Raw genomic sequence first — 14014 nt, forward strand, 5'->3', positions numbered from 1 at the left:
CGTGTAACTCCTGGAAATTGGCAAGGCCGGCATTGTAGCAGCAGCGCTAACCGGCACGTCAGATTGAATAGTTGGGGATAAGTATCGAATGGCTCGAAGCACGCGGCCTCAGAACTTGGACTCCAGCATCAGCACGCCCTGCTCCTCGCGCCAGCGCACGCGGTTGAGGAAGCTCATGCCCAGCAGCACCTCCACCGGCGCCTCGCCTTCGATTACCGCGCCTTCCACGCCCAGCACTTCGAGGCTGCCGACCTTGATGCGGTCGAATTTCACCCGCCAGGCGTTGACCGTTCCACTGGCGGTACTGGCCTTCATCGGCAGCCCCTTCACCCGGTAGTCGATGCCCAGGCGGCGGGCCTGGCCCTCGTTCATGGCGACGCTGGTAGCCCCGGTATCCACCAGGAACTGCACCGGGTGGCCCTCGATGGAACCCGCGACCTGGTAGTGCCCGTTATTGCCCCGAGCGATGCTCAGCTGGGCCTTCTGCGGTGACGCCGGGGTGCCGGGGCTGTCCGTGCTGCCGGCCGGGTTGTACTCACGGCTGAGGCCGTAGCTGCGTTCGACACCGTCGACCCGAAGCACCGCGCCCTTGCTGTCGGCGCTGATCACCTGGACGCCACCGGGGCCGGTCTGCCCGACTTTCACCAGCTTGCGCTGGCCGTCGACGTTGATCACTGCGGCACCTGGGAACAGGCCGACCACCTGCACCTGGGTGGCAGCAGCGAACAGCGGAGCCAGCGCCAGCAGGCAGGCGGCGATACGCAGGTCAGGGCGTGACATCGGGTTTCTCCAGTTCCTTGTCGAAGGCATACGGCTGCTTCCAGCGTTTGAACAGCGGCCGCAACTCACCGTTGGCCACCAGGTCCGTCATGCGGCGGTCGAAGATGTCCGCCAGGCGGCGACCGCGCGGCGTATCGGCGAAGCCCAGGTAGAGCGGCAGGCGCACCAGCGGGGTGATGCGATAGCGGCTGCGGTCGGTGGCGGTGCCCAGCACATCTTCCACCTCGGTACGGGCATCGATGTAGAAATCCACATGGCCCAGTTCGAGCATCGAGAGGACACCGCTACGCCGCTGGATTTCCGTGAAGTGCTTCAGGTTCGGCAGGTGGTCCTGATAGTCGTAACCGCGAATCCAGGCCAGGCGGTACTGGCCGAGGGTGGCCAGGGTGGGAACGGGCGTGGAGGTCAGCGAAAGCGCGCTGACCTGGTCGGCATCGTAATGCCATCTCGGATAGTAGGCGCCGTCGACTTCGTTGCGGTAGGAGCCGACCCAGGCGTCGGCCTCACCTCGCTGCACCAGGCCGATGGAGCGGGTATAGGGCACGATGTGGATCTTCAGCTGGATGTCTTCGGGCTCGTAGACCCGCCGCAGGATGTCCCACCCGAGTCCGGTGCCATCGGCTTCGGTGTGCCCGGGCCAGACGTCGCTGGCGAGATGGATTTCATTATCCGGGAACGGCGCCGCCCAGGCTGCCGGCAGCAGCAGGCAGCCGATCAGGAACTTCAGTAACCAGCTCCGCATCACGCATCCCTCCACCAGCCCTTCGCCGTTGCGGGTCCAACCAAGATTAGGCCAGACCCCAGACGATGAGCTGCATTACCAGCCAGGCGAAGACACCGGCCAGGACGTCATCGAGCATGATGCCCACGCCACCGTGGACATGGCGGTCGATCCAGCGGATCGGCCAGGGCTTGAGGATGTCCATCACGCGGAACACCAGGAAGCCGATCAGCAGCCAATGCCAGCCCTCGGGCACCAGCCAGAGGGTGATCCACATGCCGACCATTTCATCCCAGACGATGCCTTCGTGGTCATGCACGCGCAGATCGTCGGCCACCTTGCCGCACAGCCAGAAGCCGAACAGCATGGTCAGCCCCAGCATCAGCCAGTAGCCCCAGTCCGGCAGCATCTGCCAGAGCGGAATGAACGGCAGCGCTACGAGAGAGCCCCAGGTGCCCGGAGCCTTGGGCAGCGTGCCCGAACCAAATCCGAAGGCGATGAAATGCCAGGGGTTGCTCCACACCGAATGAGGGATGGGTTGCGGCGTGGCCGACTCGTGATCAGTCACCTTGACTCCCGAAATGTTGATAACCCAATGCTGGCGGCTGCAGTTCGAGACCGGCGGCATCCAGCAGGTGAACCCCCTGCCCGGCTTCCACCCGGCCGATCACGGCCACTTCCGGCCACTGCGCCTGAACGGCGGCCAACTCTGCGGCGGGCAGGGTAAAGGCGAGGCGGTAGTCGTCGCCACCGGCTAGCGCACATTTGCGCGCGAACTCATTGGTGAAGAGTCGTTCGAGTGCTGGCGACAGCGGCAGCTTCTCTGCTTCCACCAGCAGCGCGACGCCCGATGCCCTGGCGATGTGGCCGCAGTCGGCGAGCAGGCCGTCGGAGATGTCCAGCGCCGCAGTGGCCCGGCCGCGCAGCGCCTGGCCCAGGGCCAATTGCGGTTGCGGCGCCCAGTAGCGCTGCAACAGGTACTCCGCATCCGCGCCGCTGTCCTGCCTTTCGCCCAGCACCAGCGGCAGCGCGCCGGCACCGTCACCCAGGCTGCCGCCCACGCAGAGCAGATCGCCGGGGCGCGCACCCGCGCGGGTCAGCGCCAGTCCGGCAGGCACCCGGCCGAACACCGTGAGGGTCAGGCTCAGCGGGCCACGGGTGGTATCGCCGCCCACCAGGCCGATCCCGCAATCCCGCGCCATGGCGCAGAGGCCACGGGCGAAGCCTTCGAGCCAGTCGGCGCGTGCGTCGGGCAGGGTCAGGGCCAGGGTGAAGGCAATGGGCTTGGCGCCCATGGCGGCCAGGTCGCTGGCGGAAACCGCCAGGGCGCGCTGACCGAGAAGGAAGGGGTCGGCCACTTGCGGGAAGTGCACGCCGGCCACCAGGGTATCGGTGGAAATTGCCAGTTGCTCGCCGGGGGGCACTTGCAACAGGGCGCAGTCGTCGCCGATGCCAAGGGCAATGCCTTCGCCCCCGGCCGCACAGGCGGCGGAGGCGAAGAAACGGCGGATCAGCTCGAACTCACCCATTCACTGGGCTGCGATCAGCGCTTGCCGCCACGGACTTCAGCGGCGCGCAGGCGCGGCGCCAGCTTGTCCAGCACGCCGTTGACGAACTTGTGTCCGTCGGTGGCGCCGAACACCTTGGCCAACTCGATGCCTTCGTTGATCACCACGCGGTACGGCACGTCCACGCGGTTCATCAGCTCGTAGGTGGACAGGCGCAGGATCGCCAGCTCTACCGGGTCGACTTCCTCGAGGGCGCGGTCCAGGCAGGGCAGGAAGGCCGCGTCGATCTCGGTCTTTTGGCGCGGTACGCCGTGGAGGATCTCGTGGAAGTAGGCGCCGTCGACGCTGGCGAAATCGTTGTCGACGCGGAACTGCGCCTCGATTTCGTTGAGCGGCTGACCGGCGATGTGCCAGGAGTAGAGCGCTTGCATCGCCAGGGTACGAGCCTGGCGACGAGCTGCGATCTTGCCTTTCGGAGCCTTGGGCGCCGAACCGTCTGCGTTGCTCACTTGGCCTCCAGGGCAGCCAGCAGGCTTACCATCTCCAGAGCGGACAGGGCAGCTTCGGCACCCTTGTTGCCGGCCTTGGTGCCGGAACGTTCGATGGCTTGCTCGATGGAATCAACGGTCAGCACGCCGAAGGCGACCGGTACGCCGAACTCCATGGAAACCTGGGCCAGGCCCTTGGTGCACTCGCCGGCAACGTATTCGAAGTGCGGGGTGCCGCCACGAATGACCGCGCCGAGGGCGATGATGGCGGAGTACTCGCCTTGCTGGGCGACCTTCTGGGCTACCAGCGGGATTTCAAAGGCGCCGGGCGCGCGGATGATGGTGATGTCGCTTTCGCTGACACCGTGGCGAACCAGGGCGTCTACGGCGCCGCTCACCAGGCTTTCCACGACGAAGCTGTTGAAACGGCCGACCACCAGGGCATAGCGGCCTTTGGGGGCGATGAAGGTACCTTCGATGGTCTTCAGGGACATGGGCGAGTTCTCGTCAATTAAAGAGCGAGGGCCCCGGCCTTGACGGTCGGAGCCCTGCGGGATCATTCAGCGGGCAGGTATTCTACAACTTCCAGGTCGAAACCGGATATCGCGTTGAACTTCATCGGCGAGCTCATCAGGCGCATCTTGCGCACTCCGAGGTCGCGAAGAATCTGCGATCCGGCACCAACGGTGCTGTAGGTCGTCGGGTTGGTGACCTTGGTTTCCGCACCCAGCTGACGCTCCAGGTGCGCGAGCAGCTGCGGACCGGTGAGCGGGGTGCCGAGCAGCAGCACCACGCCGCTGCCGGCGGCGGCCACTTCCTTCATGGCGGCACGCAGGCTCCAGCGGCCAGCCTGGTTGACCATGAACAGGTCACGCAGCGGGTCCATGTTGTGAACGCGCACCAGGGTCGGCTCTTCCGGGCAGATCTTGCCCAGGGTCAGGGCCATGTGCACGTCGCCTTCCACGGCATCGCGGTAGGTCACCAGGTTGAAATGCCCCAGTTCGCTGTCCAGCGGCTGCTCGGCGATGCGCTCGACGGTGCGTTCGTGGATCAGGCGGTAGTGGATGAGGTCGGCGATGGTGCCGATCTTGATTCCGTGCTCGGCGGCGAAGGCCTCCAGCTCGGGGCGACGGGACATGGTGCCGTCGTCGTTCATGATTTCGCAGATCACGCCGGAAGGCTCGAAGCCAGCCATGCGCGACAGGTCGCAGGCCGCCTCGGTGTGGCCGGCACGGGCCAGCACGCCGCCCGGTTGGGCCATCAGCGGGAAGATGTGGCCGGGGCTGACGATGTCGTCGGCCTTGGCGCCCTTGGCTGCAGCCACCTGCACGGTGCGCGCGCGGTCGGCGGCGGAGATGCCGGTGGTCACACCTTCGGCGGCCTCGATGGACACGGTGAACTTGGTGCCGAAGCCGGAGCCATTGCGCGGCGCCATCAGCGGCAGCTTCAGCAGTTCGCAGCGCTCGCGGGTCATCGGCATGCAGATCAGGCCACGGGCGAAGCGGGCCATGAAGTTGATGTGCTCGGCCTGCACGCACTCGGAGGCCATGATCAGGTCGCCTTCGTTCTCGCGATCCTCGTCATCCATGAGGATGACCATCTTGCCTAGGCGGATGTCTTCGATCAGTTCTTCGATGCTGTTGAGAGCCATGGGCCCTCCTTCTGAATTCAGTGTTTGAGGTAGCCGTGTTCGGCGAGGAAGCTTTCGGTCAGGCCGGAGGACTGGGGCTCGGCCGCCTTGTCGCCGAGCAGCAGGCGCTCCAGGTAGCGGGCCAGCAGGTCGACCTCGAGGTTCACGCGGCGACCCGGGCGGTAGTCGACCATGATGGTCTCGGCCAGGGTGTGCGGGACGATGGTCAGCTCGAACTCGGCGCCGTTCACCGAATTCACCGTCAGGCTGGTGCCATCGACGGTGATCGAGCCCTTCAAGGCGATGTATTTGGCCAGGTCACGCGGCGCGCGGATGCGGAATTGCACAGCGCGGGCGTTGTCCTCGCGCATCACGATCTCGCCGATGCCATCGACATGGCCGCTGACCAGGTGGCCGCCGAGGCGGCTGGTGGGGGTCAGGGCCTTTTCCAGGTTGACCGGGCTGCCGGGCTTGAGGTCGTCGAAGGCAGTGCGGGCCAGGGTTTCGCGGCTGACGTCGGCCCAGAAGCCGTTGCCGGGCAGTTCTACTGCGGTGAGGCAGACGCCGTTGACGGCGATGCTGTCGCCCAGCTTGACGTCGGCGAGGTCCAGCTTGCCGGTTTCCACCAGGACACGGACGTCACCGCCCTTGGGCGTGATCGCGCGGATGGTGCCGATGGCTTCGATTATGCCGGTGAACATGGGTCCTCCAGAGCTTGCAGCGAACCGGTCGATACCGGCGAAAGACGCATTATAGGCGCCCGCCCCTCACCCGCGCGCGGGCACGCCGCCGACGCCGGAAGGATGTGGACTGTTGCATTTGACATCGATGGAACTCCTGTTTCGTGAAAAACAGGGCGTATCGGATCGAAAGGGATCTGACGGACACGGGCACGGACGCACCCTGGACCAGGCAGGCAATCCCGTTCTCTCTTCATCCGGACTATTACCGTCGGCCTCGGGATCGCACCGAGTCTGCTGACCTCACTGGATGGATTGGCTGCGCGTCGGCGATACGGCGTTAAAAACCGCCTCGGAATGCTCATTTACAGTCGTAAACTCCGCTTCCTCGGCTGTTTCTGCCTTGTCTCGCTCTAGCTCGCTCAATCCTGAAAAGTGTTCTTCCAGCAAGCGCTCGCGGGCTATGCGCATTTTGCGCAATCACCGCCGGTGGGGACTTGCACCCCGCCCTGAGAACGTTTCAGCCAGCATCTAACTGGCTGGCAGGCGTTTTATCACAGTCGTGGCGAACTTGCATCGGCCTTTGCGGCCATGCCGCTGGTGCGTAAATCAGGCAGTGGCGCGGGGTATCGCGATGACTCGCCAGTCGTCGCCCACAGCGCGCATTTCGACGATGTTCAGTTCCTGCGCTTCCGCCATCCGCGCCAGGGGCCAGTCCAGTAGCGGACGGGCGCTGGAGCCGAGGAATTTGGCGGCGATGAAGATCTGATACTCATCCACCAGTCCGGCCTGGGCGAAGGCACCAGCCAGGCTCGGGCCGGCTTCCACCAGGACTTCGTTCACGCCACGGCTGGCCAGTTCCTGCAACAGCTTGCGCAGGTCGACGCGACCATCGGCGCCGGGCAGCACCAATAATTCGTGGTCCGCGTAGGCGTCCGTGCTGCAATCACTGGCGGTTGCCACCAATGCCGGTCCCGCCTGGAAGAAGGGCGCCGCCAGCGGCACCCGCAGGCGGCCATCCACCAGCACCCGCAAGGGCGGGCGGCTGACCGCGAGGGCGGTGAGTTCGGGATCGAGGCCCAGCTCATCGGCGCGGACGGTGAGGCGCGCGGCATCGGTGAGCACGGTGTCGGCGCCGGTCAGCACCACGCTGGCTTGGGCGCGCAGGCGTTGCACTGCCGAGCGGGCAGCCGGGCCGGTTATCCACTGGCTTTCGCCACTCGCCATGGCGGTGCGCCCGTCAAGGCTCATGGCCAGCTTGACCCGCAAGAAGGGCAGTCCCTGCTCCATGCGCTTGATGAAACCGGCGTTCAGCGCTCGTGCCTCAGCCTCCAGCACGCCGCTTTCGACGGCGATGCCGGCATCGGCCAGCCGTTTCAGACCACGGCCGGCGACCTGGGGATTGGGGTCCTGCATGGCAGCCACCACGCGCCCTACCCCGGCGGCCACCAGCGCATCGGCGCAAGGCGGCGTGCGGCCGTGATGGCTGCAGGGTTCGAGAGTGACGTAGGCGGTGGCGCCACGGGCCAGCTCGCCAGCCTGGCGCAGGGCATGGACTTCGGCGTGGGGCTCACCCGCGCGGACGTGCCAGCCTTCGCCGACGACCTGGCCATCGCGAACGATGACGCAACCGACGCGCGGATTGGGATGGGTGGAATAGATGCCCTTGCGCGCCAGCTCGAGGGCGCGAGCCATGTAGGCCTGGTCGCTGGCGGCCATCAGTCTTTCGACGGCTCGCGGGCCAGGCGCTCGATTTCCTCGCGGAATTCGTTGAGGTCCTGGAAGCGGCGGTAGACCGAAGCGAAACGGATATAGGCGACTTCGTCGAGCTTCTGCAGCTCGGCCATCACCAGCTCGCCCAGCACCCGCGACTTCACTTCGCGTTCGCCGGTGGCGCGCAGCTTGTGCTTGATATGGGCGATGGCCGCTTCCAGGCGCTCGATGCTCACCGGGCGTTTCTCCAACGCGCGTTGCATGCCGGCACGCAGCTTCTCTTCGTCGAAGGGCTGGCGGCTGCCGTCCTGCTTGATCAGCCGGGGCATCACCAGTTCGGCGGTCTCGAAGGTGGTGAAGCGTTCTTCGCAGGCCAGGCACTCGCGGCGACGGCGCACCTGGTCGCCCTCGGCAACCAGCCGCGAATCAATGACCTTGGTGTCGTGGGCGCCGCAGAAGGGACAGTGCATGGGTTCGAAGAGGCATCGGCGGAAAAGGTGGTCCATGGTAGCGCATCCCCCGGGCAAGACAAGCCGGCGGCTTTGCGCTATAAGGCCCGCGCACCAGTATCAGGAAGCCCAGATGCGCCCACTCCTCCCCCTGCTCCTGGCCGCCCTGCTCGCGGCCTGCGCCAGCGAAGAGCCCGCCCCGGAACTGCCCGCGCCGACGCAGAAACCCAGGGTGGAAGCGACGCCGGCCCATATGCGCGAGCTCATCGGCGTGCTACAGACGCCACCGTCCGGCAGTGAAGTCGAACTGGCGCTGATGTCGATCGATTCCCGCGACCGTCCACAGCGTTTGCTGGGCAATCTCGTACTGAACGGCAATGGCGGTCCGCTGCCCTTCCGCCTGCTGTTCAACCCGGAATCCTTCCCCCGTGGCGAGCGAGTGGAACTGCGTGGTCGCGCCAGCCTCTCCGGACGCCTGATCCTCAAGCTGCAACCCCGCCTCATTCTCCAGCCGGAAAGCCAGACCCTCGGCCCGCTGCAGATGGTCCCCGCGCCATGACCGCCCCGAAGATGCTGCAGCAGGCGCTGACTCAGTTGCTCGGCGACGCCAGCCTCAGCGCGGAAACCCTGCCCGGAACCGACCTCAAGCTCTGGCTGATCGACGCCGACAACATGGACCGTGCGTTCAGCCCGGAAGAGACCCGGCGCATCCTCGAAGAGCCGCCCTACTGGTGCTTCTGCTGGGCCAGCGGCCTGGCCCTGGCGCGCTGGCTGGCCGAGAAGCCCGAGTGGGTCGCCGGCAAGCGTGTGCTGGATTTCGGTGCCGGATCGGGTGTCGCCGCCATTGCCGCAGCCAAGGCCGGCGCCGCTGAAGTGGTGGCGTGCGACCTCGACCCGCTGGCCCTGGAAGCCTGTCGTGCCAACGCCGAACTGAACGGCGTGGTGCTGAGCTACTCGGCGGACTTCTTTCAGGAAGAGGATCGCTTCGACCTGATCATCGTCGCCGACGTGCTCTACGACCGCGCCAACCTGCCGCTGCTCGACCACTTCCTCACCCGAGGTCGCCAGGCCCTGGTGGCCGACTCGCGGGTCCGTGACTTCCAGCACCCGCTCTACACCCGCCTCGCCGTGCTGGATGCCTGCACCTGGCCGGACCTTGCGGAGCCTGCGGAATTCCGCAATGTGAGCCTGTATCACGCGATTCGGTGAGCCTGGGCCAATGCATTGCCCGTAGGAGCTGGCTTGCCAGCGAATGGCCCTTTTTCGCTAGCAAGCTAGCTCCTACAAGGCTCCTGACTTTTGGCAGACATAGCCAATTCAGGTAAGGAATCGTCCCGGTACGGCTCGGAGTCGGGGCGCCCCTACGTGGCGCTTGGCGAATGAATTCGCCCCTACAGGTAGAGCAGACCGAGTGGCGGGCAAACCCAGCGCTCGCGCGGGTTCTCGTGTTTCCCGGTTGCCAGCCGTATGATTCGCCCATCCTTTCGTGCCTTCGAGAGCCCAGATGAGCGACATTCCCTACATCTTCGATACCACCGGCGCCGACTTCGACCAGGCGGTGATCCAGAACTCCTTCCACAAGCCCGTGCTGGTGGATTTCTGGGCCGACTGGTGCGCCCCCTGCAAGGCGCTGATGCCGCTGTTGGCGCAGATTGCCGAGTCCTACCAGGGCGAACTGCTGCTGGCCAAGGTCAACTGCGATATCGAGCAGGACATCGTGATGCGCTTCGGCATCCGCAGCCTGCCCACCGTGGTGCTGTTCAAGGACGGCCAGCCGGTGGACGGATTTGCCGGCGCGCAGCCGGAATCGGCCATCCGCGCCATGCTCGAACCCCATGTGCAGATGCCCGCCACGCCCCAGGGCAACCTGCTGGACGCCGCCCAGGCTGCCTTCAGCGAAGGCCGCATCAGCGAAGCCGAGAACCTGCTCAAGCAACTGCTGACCGAAGACAACACCAACGCTGCCGGGCTGATCCTCTATGCCCGTTGCCTGGCCGAACGCGGTGAGCTGGGCGAAGCGGAAACCGTGCTCAATGCGGTGAAGAGCGACGAACACAAACAGGCGATCGCGGGTGCCCGAGCGCAGCTGACCTTCCTGCGCCAGGCTGCCGACCTGCCAGAAGTCGCCGACCTGAAATCGCGCCTGGCACAGGATGCCGGTGACGACGAAGCGGTCTACCAGCTGGCGATCCAGCAGCTTTCCCGCCAGCAGTACGAGCCGGCGCTGGACAGCCTGCTCAAACTCTTCGCGCGCAACCGTGGCTACGAGGGCGGCCTGCCCCACAAGACCCTGCTGCAGGTGTTCGACCTGCTAGGCAACGACCACCCGCTGGTCACCACCTACCGCCGCAAGCTGTACAACGCGATCTACTGATCCGCCCTACCCTGTGGGAGCGAATTCATTCGCGATTGAACTCGCTCCCACAGCTCATCACCCCCGCCAGATATAGAGAGGCGCGTCTTCCCGCACCTCGACATGCACCTGCTCGCTGTGGCGCAGACGCACCAGCAGACGCTTTCCCGCCGCCACACCACCAGTCAGGGCTTCCAGTTCGGCCAGCAATCGTGGCCCTTCCATCTGTCCGGCTTCGCGCAGGAGTTGCTGGGCGGTCTCCCAAAGCGCATCACTGCGCGGCGCGCTCGGAACCTTTGGCGCCGCCGACGCCGAGGCCGCCAGCTCGGGGGACAGGCGACTGGCCAGCTGATCCCAGTCCTCGGCGTCCATTTCGACCGTCAGGTCCACCGGCCAGTCGCCGATCTGTCCGCGTATGCGCAGCATGTCCAACTCCTCCAGAAACGAATGCGCAATGCTCCCACGGCGCTGGCGGGCTGCCTACATTTGTTATAACGTAACTAAATCTTTTAACCCTCTCCGGAGACCTCCATGCGCCGCCTGCTGCTTGCCCTGCCCTTCGCCTTGCTGCCCCTGGCCGCTGTCCAGGCCCACGAGCACGACCATGATCACGACAGCCTCGGCGCCCACGAGCACGGCGTAGCGCGCCTGAACGCTGCGCTGGACGGCGATGCCCTCGAGCTGGAACTGGAAAGTCCGGCGATGAACCTCGTGGGCTTCGAACATGCCGCCAGTAGCGATGCCGACAAAGCCAGGGTCGCTGCTGTCCGTAACGAGCTGGAAAGTCCCCTGGCGCTCTTCGGCCTTCCCCAGGCGGCCGGCTGCAGGGTCGCGTCCCAGGAACTGGAAAGCCCGCTCTTCGGCGCTGACGATCACCATGACGAACATGCCAAGGGCCATGACCACGAGCACAGCGAAGTCCACGCCCACTACCGGCTCGAGTGCTCCACCCCCGATGCGCTGAAGTCGCTGGACCTCGCCGGGCTGTTCAAGCGCTTCCCTGCCACCGAGAAAATTCAGGTACAACTGATCGGCCCGAACGGGCAGCAAGGCGCGGAACTGAGCAAGTCCAACGCCACCCTGAGCTTCTAATTCCCTAGAACCGGCCGGGGCAACCCGGTCGTTTTCCCATGAGCCAGACACTGATCGAACTCCAGGGGCTGGGCTTTGCCTGGCCCGGTCACCCGGAACTGCTGGATATTCCCGAGTTCCGCCTGCAACACGGCGAAAGCCTCTTCCTCAAAGGCCCCAGCGGCAGCGGCAAGACGACCCTGCTAGGCCTGCTTGGCGGCGTGCAGAAACCCGGCCGTGGCAGCATCCGTCTGCTCGGTCAGGACCTGGCCAAGCTCTCGGCCAGCGCCCGTGACCATTTCCGTGTGGACCACACCGGCTACATCTTCCAGCAGTTCAATCTGCTGCCCTTCCTCTCGGTGCGCGAGAACGTCGAGCTGCCCTGCCGCTTCTCGCGTCTGCGTGCCGAACGTGCGCGCCAGCGCCACGGCAGCGTCGATGCGGCCGCCGCCACCCTGCTGCGCCATCTCGGCCTGAAGGAAGAACTATTGCAACGCCGCGCTGATGCGCTGTCCATCGGCCAGCAACAACGGGTAGCCGCTGCCCGTGCGCTGATCGGCCAGCCGGAACTGGTGATCGCCGACGAACCCACCTCAGCCCTGGATGCCGACGCCCGCGAAGCGTTCCTGCAACTGCTGTTCGCCGAATGCCGTGAAGCCGGCTCCAGCCTGCTGTTCGTCAGCCACGACCAGAGCCTGGCATCGCTGTTCGACCGCAGCCTGTCTCTGGCGGACCTGAACCATGCCGCGCGCATCGAGGAGGATTGAGATGTATCTGCTGCGCCTGGCCCTGGCCAGCCTCGCCAACCGCCGTTTCACCGCCCTGCTGACGGTCTTCGCCATCGCCCTTTCGGTCTGCCTGCTGCTGGCCGTCGAGCGTGTGCGCACCGAAGCCCGCGCCAGCTTCGCCAGCACCATCAGCGGCACCGACCTGATCGTCGGCGCCCGCTCCGGATCGGTGAATCTGCTGCTCTATTCGGTGTTCCGCATCGGCAATGCCACCAACAACATCCGCTGGGACAGCTTCGAAGCCATCAGCCAGGACAAGCGAGTGAAGTGGGCCATCCCCATTTCCCTTGGCGACTCCCATCGCGGCTACCGCGTCATGGGCACCAGCGCCGCCTACTTCGATCACTACCACTACGGCCGCGGCCAACCGCTGCGACTGGCCGAGGGCAAGCCTTTCTCCGAGATGTTCGAGGTGGTGCTCGGCGCCGAAGTGGCCGAGGCCCTGCACTACAAGCTGGGAGACAAACTGGTGCTGGCCCACGGTGTCAGCACCGTCAGCCTGGTACAGCACGACGACAAGCCGTTCACGGTGGTCGGCATCCTCGCGCGCACCGGCACGCCGGTGGATCGCACCCTGCACATTTCCCTGGCGGGCATGGAGGCACTGCACGTCGACTGGCAGAACGGCGTGCCCGCGCGCGGCGCCGGCAAGGTCAGCGCCGACCAGGCCCGCGCCATGGACCTGCAACCCAAGGCCATCACCGCCTTCATGCTCGGCCTCAACAGCAAGATCGCCACCTTCGCGCTGCAACGGCAGATCAACGAATACCGGGGCGAGCCGCTGCTGGCGATCCTGCCCGGCGTGGCCCTGCAGGAGCTCTGGAGCCTGATGGGCACGGCCGAGAGGGCGCTCTTCGTGGTCTCTCTGTTCGTGGTGCTGACCGGCCTGATCGGCATGCTCACCGCCATCCTCACCAGCCTCAACGAACGCCGCCGGGAAATGGCCATCCTCCGTTCCGTGGGCGCACGCCCCTGGCATATCGGTAGCTTGCTGGTGCTGGAAGCCTTTGCCCTGGCCGTGGCGGGTGCGGTGCTGGGCGTGGGGCTGTTGTACCTCAGCATCGGGCTCAGCCAGGGTTATGTGCAGGCGAACTATGGGCTCTACCTGCCACTGGCCCTGCCCAGCCCCTATGAGTGGACGCTGCTCGGCGCTATTCTGGCCGCCGCCCTGCTGATGGGCGTAGTGCCAGCCTGGCGTGCCTATCGGCAGTCGTTGGCCGACGGTCTGTCCATTCGCCTGTGAGACTCCCATGACACGCATCCTGCTGGCCCTGCTGCTGACCCTTTCCTCCCCGCTCTGGGCCGGCGAGGCACGCGAACTCACCTGGGCGGAGATGATCCCGGAAGGCGCGCCGCCACCCGCACCGCCCGCCCCCATCCATGACCTTTCGCAGTTGTCCGACGCCCTCAACGCCGAGGCTGGCCCGGCGGCGAGCCAGCAATCTCCTGCAGCACCGGTGGTCAAGGCGCTGGATGGCCAGGAAGTGAAGCTGCCGGGCTACATCGTGCCGCTGGATGTGACCGAGGAGGGCCGGGTCACCGAGTTCCTCCTGGTGCCCTATTTCGGCGCCTGCATCCACGTACCGCCGCCACCGTCGAATCAGATCGTCCACGTGAAGAGCGAACTCGGCGTGCTGATGGATGCCCTCTACCAACCCTTCTGGATTGAAGGCCCGCTGCAGGTGAAGGCCAGCAGCAGCGAACTGGCGGAAGCGGGTTACCAGATGGACGCGAGCAAGATCTATCCCTACGAGTCCACCAGCAACTGACCCTGGACGCTCAATCCCCGAATGCACAAAGGCCCGGTCTTACCGGGCCTTTTGCTGTCAACCG

18 protein-coding genes and 1 riboswitch are annotated in these 14014 nt (G+C 65.7%); of the genes, 7 read left to right on the top strand and 11 right to left on the bottom strand.

The genetic code is table 11. The features are described 5' to 3' along the window. Positions 1 to 108: 108 nt before the first annotated feature. The 10 genes from E8E91_RS14580 to nrdR form a co-directional block, all read right to left on the bottom strand. The gene (locus E8E91_RS14580) at positions 109 to 780 is read right to left on the bottom strand and encodes a TIGR02281 family clan AA aspartic protease (protein WP_280376342.1); all 672 of its coding nucleotides are present in this window, start codon (positions 778 to 780) and stop codon (positions 109 to 111) included. Next, entirely contained in the window at positions 767 to 1522 is a 756-nt protein-coding gene (locus E8E91_RS14585; protein ID WP_280376343.1) for a transporter substrate-binding domain-containing protein, read from the bottom strand. Before E8E91_RS14585 ends, E8E91_RS14580 begins: the two co-directional genes overlap by 14 nt. 46 nt (positions 1523 to 1568) lie before the next feature. Next, on the bottom strand, positions 1569 to 2069 hold the full coding sequence (locus tag E8E91_RS14590) for a phosphatidylglycerophosphatase A (protein WP_280376344.1): 501 nt from the start codon (positions 2067 to 2069) through the stop codon (positions 1569 to 1571). Next, positions 2062 to 3030 (bottom strand): thiamine-phosphate kinase, encoded by a 969-nt coding sequence (gene thiL, locus E8E91_RS14595; protein ID WP_280376345.1) that lies wholly within the window; start codon positions 3028 to 3030, stop codon positions 2062 to 2064. The genes E8E91_RS14590 and thiL overlap by 8 nt, the downstream gene beginning before the upstream one ends. 14 nt (positions 3031 to 3044) lie before the next feature. After that, on the bottom strand, positions 3045 to 3518 hold the full coding sequence (gene nusB / locus E8E91_RS14600; protein ID WP_151131620.1) for a transcription antitermination factor NusB: 474 nt from the start codon (positions 3516 to 3518) through the stop codon (positions 3045 to 3047). Then, positions 3515 to 3991: a 6,7-dimethyl-8-ribityllumazine synthase gene (ribE, locus tag E8E91_RS14605; RefSeq protein ID WP_044872640.1), complete on the bottom strand. Its 477-nt coding sequence runs from the start codon at positions 3989 to 3991 to the stop codon at positions 3515 to 3517. The genes nusB and ribE overlap by 4 nt, the downstream gene beginning before the upstream one ends. 62 nt (positions 3992 to 4053) lie before the next feature. Then, entirely contained in the window at positions 4054 to 5148 is a 1095-nt protein-coding gene (ribBA, locus tag E8E91_RS14610; RefSeq protein ID WP_280376346.1) for a bifunctional 3,4-dihydroxy-2-butanone-4-phosphate synthase/GTP cyclohydrolase II, read from the bottom strand. 17 nt (positions 5149 to 5165) lie between these two features. Then, a complete protein-coding gene (locus E8E91_RS14615; protein ID WP_280364692.1) occupies positions 5166 to 5828 on the bottom strand; it encodes a riboflavin synthase in 663 nt (220 codons plus the stop codon). A 219-nt stretch (positions 5829 to 6047) separates the two neighbouring features. Then, a riboswitch (FMN riboswitch) is annotated at positions 6048 to 6328 on the bottom strand. An 88-nt stretch (positions 6329 to 6416) separates the two neighbouring features. Then, positions 6417 to 7526 (bottom strand): bifunctional diaminohydroxyphosphoribosylaminopyrimidine deaminase/5-amino-6-(5-phosphoribosylamino)uracil reductase RibD, encoded by a 1110-nt coding sequence (gene ribD, locus E8E91_RS14620; protein ID WP_280376347.1) that lies wholly within the window; start codon positions 7524 to 7526, stop codon positions 6417 to 6419. Beyond that, positions 7526 to 7990: a transcriptional regulator NrdR gene (gene nrdR / locus E8E91_RS14625; RefSeq protein WP_004420528.1), complete on the bottom strand. Its 465-nt coding sequence runs from the start codon at positions 7988 to 7990 to the stop codon at positions 7526 to 7528. Before nrdR ends, ribD begins: the two co-directional genes overlap by 1 nt. A 112-nt stretch (positions 7991 to 8102) precedes the next feature. Here nrdR and E8E91_RS14630 point away from each other — a divergent pair, with 112 nt between their 5' ends. From E8E91_RS14630 to trxA, 3 genes are all read left to right on the top strand, one after another. Continuing rightward, positions 8103 to 8528 carry a YbaY family lipoprotein gene (locus tag E8E91_RS14630; RefSeq protein ID WP_280376348.1) on the top strand — a complete coding sequence of 142 codons (426 nt, stop codon included), beginning with the start codon at positions 8103 to 8105 and terminating at the stop codon, positions 8526 to 8528. Then, positions 8525 to 9178: a 50S ribosomal protein L11 methyltransferase gene (locus E8E91_RS14635; RefSeq protein ID WP_280376349.1), complete on the top strand. Its 654-nt coding sequence runs from the start codon at positions 8525 to 8527 to the stop codon at positions 9176 to 9178. Before E8E91_RS14630 ends, E8E91_RS14635 begins: the two co-directional genes overlap by 4 nt. 295 nt (positions 9179 to 9473) lie before the next feature. Continuing rightward, positions 9474 to 10343: a thioredoxin gene (gene trxA, locus E8E91_RS14640; protein WP_280376350.1), complete on the top strand. Its 870-nt coding sequence runs from the start codon at positions 9474 to 9476 to the stop codon at positions 10341 to 10343. A gap of 57 nt (positions 10344 to 10400) precedes the next feature. Here trxA and E8E91_RS14645 read toward each other — a convergent pair whose 3' ends face one another. Next, positions 10401 to 10748 carry a hypothetical protein gene (locus E8E91_RS14645; RefSeq protein ID WP_280376351.1) on the bottom strand — a complete coding sequence of 116 codons (348 nt, stop codon included), beginning with the start codon at positions 10746 to 10748 and terminating at the stop codon, positions 10401 to 10403. Positions 10749 to 10853: 105 nt separating this feature from the next. Between E8E91_RS14645 and E8E91_RS14650 the strand changes: the two genes are divergently transcribed. Genes E8E91_RS14650 through E8E91_RS14665 form a run of 4 tightly spaced genes read left to right on the top strand, consistent with a single transcriptional unit; the run spans position 10854 to position 13950 of the window. Beyond that, positions 10854 to 11414, top strand: a complete 561-nt coding sequence (locus tag E8E91_RS14650) for a DUF2796 domain-containing protein (protein ID WP_280376352.1) — start codon at positions 10854 to 10856, stop codon at positions 11412 to 11414. Positions 11415 to 11452: 38 nt separating this feature from the next. Next, positions 11453 to 12160: an ABC transporter ATP-binding protein gene (locus E8E91_RS14655; protein WP_280376353.1), complete on the top strand. Its 708-nt coding sequence runs from the start codon at positions 11453 to 11455 to the stop codon at positions 12158 to 12160. A gap of 1 nt (position 12161) precedes the next feature. After that, entirely contained in the window at positions 12162 to 13424 is a 1263-nt protein-coding gene (locus tag E8E91_RS14660; RefSeq protein WP_280376354.1) for an ABC transporter permease, read from the top strand. A gap of 7 nt (positions 13425 to 13431) precedes the next feature. After that, the gene (locus E8E91_RS14665) at positions 13432 to 13950 is read left to right on the top strand and encodes a DUF3299 domain-containing protein (RefSeq protein WP_280376355.1); all 519 of its coding nucleotides are present in this window, start codon (positions 13432 to 13434) and stop codon (positions 13948 to 13950) included. Positions 13951 to 14014: the final 64 nt, after the last annotated feature.

The sequence above is a fragment of the Pseudomonas sp. BN515 genome, from assembly GCF_029873155.1.
Classification (GTDB): domain Bacteria; phylum Pseudomonadota; class Gammaproteobacteria; order Pseudomonadales; family Pseudomonadaceae; genus Metapseudomonas.

What these genes read in the sequence shown, in the direction of transcription:
- E8E91_RS14580 (WP_280376342.1), bottom strand. Translation starts at nt 780, where the DNA reads ATGTCACGCCCTGACCTGCGTATCGCCGCCTGCCTGCTGGCGCTGGCT.
- E8E91_RS14585 (WP_280376343.1), bottom strand. Translation starts at nt 1,522, where the DNA reads ATGCGGAGCTGGTTACTGAAGTTCCTGATCGGCTGCCTGCTGCTGCCG.
- thiL (WP_280376345.1), bottom strand. Translation starts at nt 3,030, where the DNA reads ATGGGTGAGTTCGAGCTGATCCGCCGTTTCTTCGCCTCCGCCGCCTGT.
- ribE (WP_044872640.1), bottom strand. Translation starts at nt 3,991, where the DNA reads ATGTCCCTGAAGACCATCGAAGGTACCTTCATCGCCCCCAAAGGCCGC.
- ribBA (WP_280376346.1), bottom strand. Translation starts at nt 5,148, where the DNA reads ATGGCTCTCAACAGCATCGAAGAACTGATCGAAGACATCCGCCTAGGC.
- E8E91_RS14615 (WP_280364692.1), bottom strand. Translation starts at nt 5,828, where the DNA reads ATGTTCACCGGCATAATCGAAGCCATCGGCACCATCCGCGCGATCACG.
- ribD (WP_280376347.1), bottom strand. Translation starts at nt 7,526, where the DNA reads ATGGCCGCCAGCGACCAGGCCTACATGGCTCGCGCCCTCGAGCTGGCG.
- nrdR (WP_004420528.1), bottom strand. Translation starts at nt 7,990, where the DNA reads ATGCACTGTCCCTTCTGCGGCGCCCACGACACCAAGGTCATTGATTCG.
- E8E91_RS14630 (WP_280376348.1), top strand. Translation starts at nt 8,103, where the DNA reads ATGCGCCCACTCCTCCCCCTGCTCCTGGCCGCCCTGCTCGCGGCCTGC.
- E8E91_RS14635 (WP_280376349.1), top strand. Translation starts at nt 8,525, where the DNA reads ATGACCGCCCCGAAGATGCTGCAGCAGGCGCTGACTCAGTTGCTCGGC.
- trxA (WP_280376350.1), top strand. Translation starts at nt 9,474, where the DNA reads ATGAGCGACATTCCCTACATCTTCGATACCACCGGCGCCGACTTCGAC.
- E8E91_RS14645 (WP_280376351.1), bottom strand. Translation starts at nt 10,748, where the DNA reads ATGCTGCGCATACGCGGACAGATCGGCGACTGGCCGGTGGACCTGACG.
- E8E91_RS14650 (WP_280376352.1), top strand. Translation starts at nt 10,854, where the DNA reads ATGCGCCGCCTGCTGCTTGCCCTGCCCTTCGCCTTGCTGCCCCTGGCC.
- E8E91_RS14655 (WP_280376353.1), top strand. Translation starts at nt 11,453, where the DNA reads ATGAGCCAGACACTGATCGAACTCCAGGGGCTGGGCTTTGCCTGGCCC.
- E8E91_RS14660 (WP_280376354.1), top strand. Translation starts at nt 12,162, where the DNA reads ATGTATCTGCTGCGCCTGGCCCTGGCCAGCCTCGCCAACCGCCGTTTC.
- E8E91_RS14665 (WP_280376355.1), top strand. Translation starts at nt 13,432, where the DNA reads ATGACACGCATCCTGCTGGCCCTGCTGCTGACCCTTTCCTCCCCGCTC.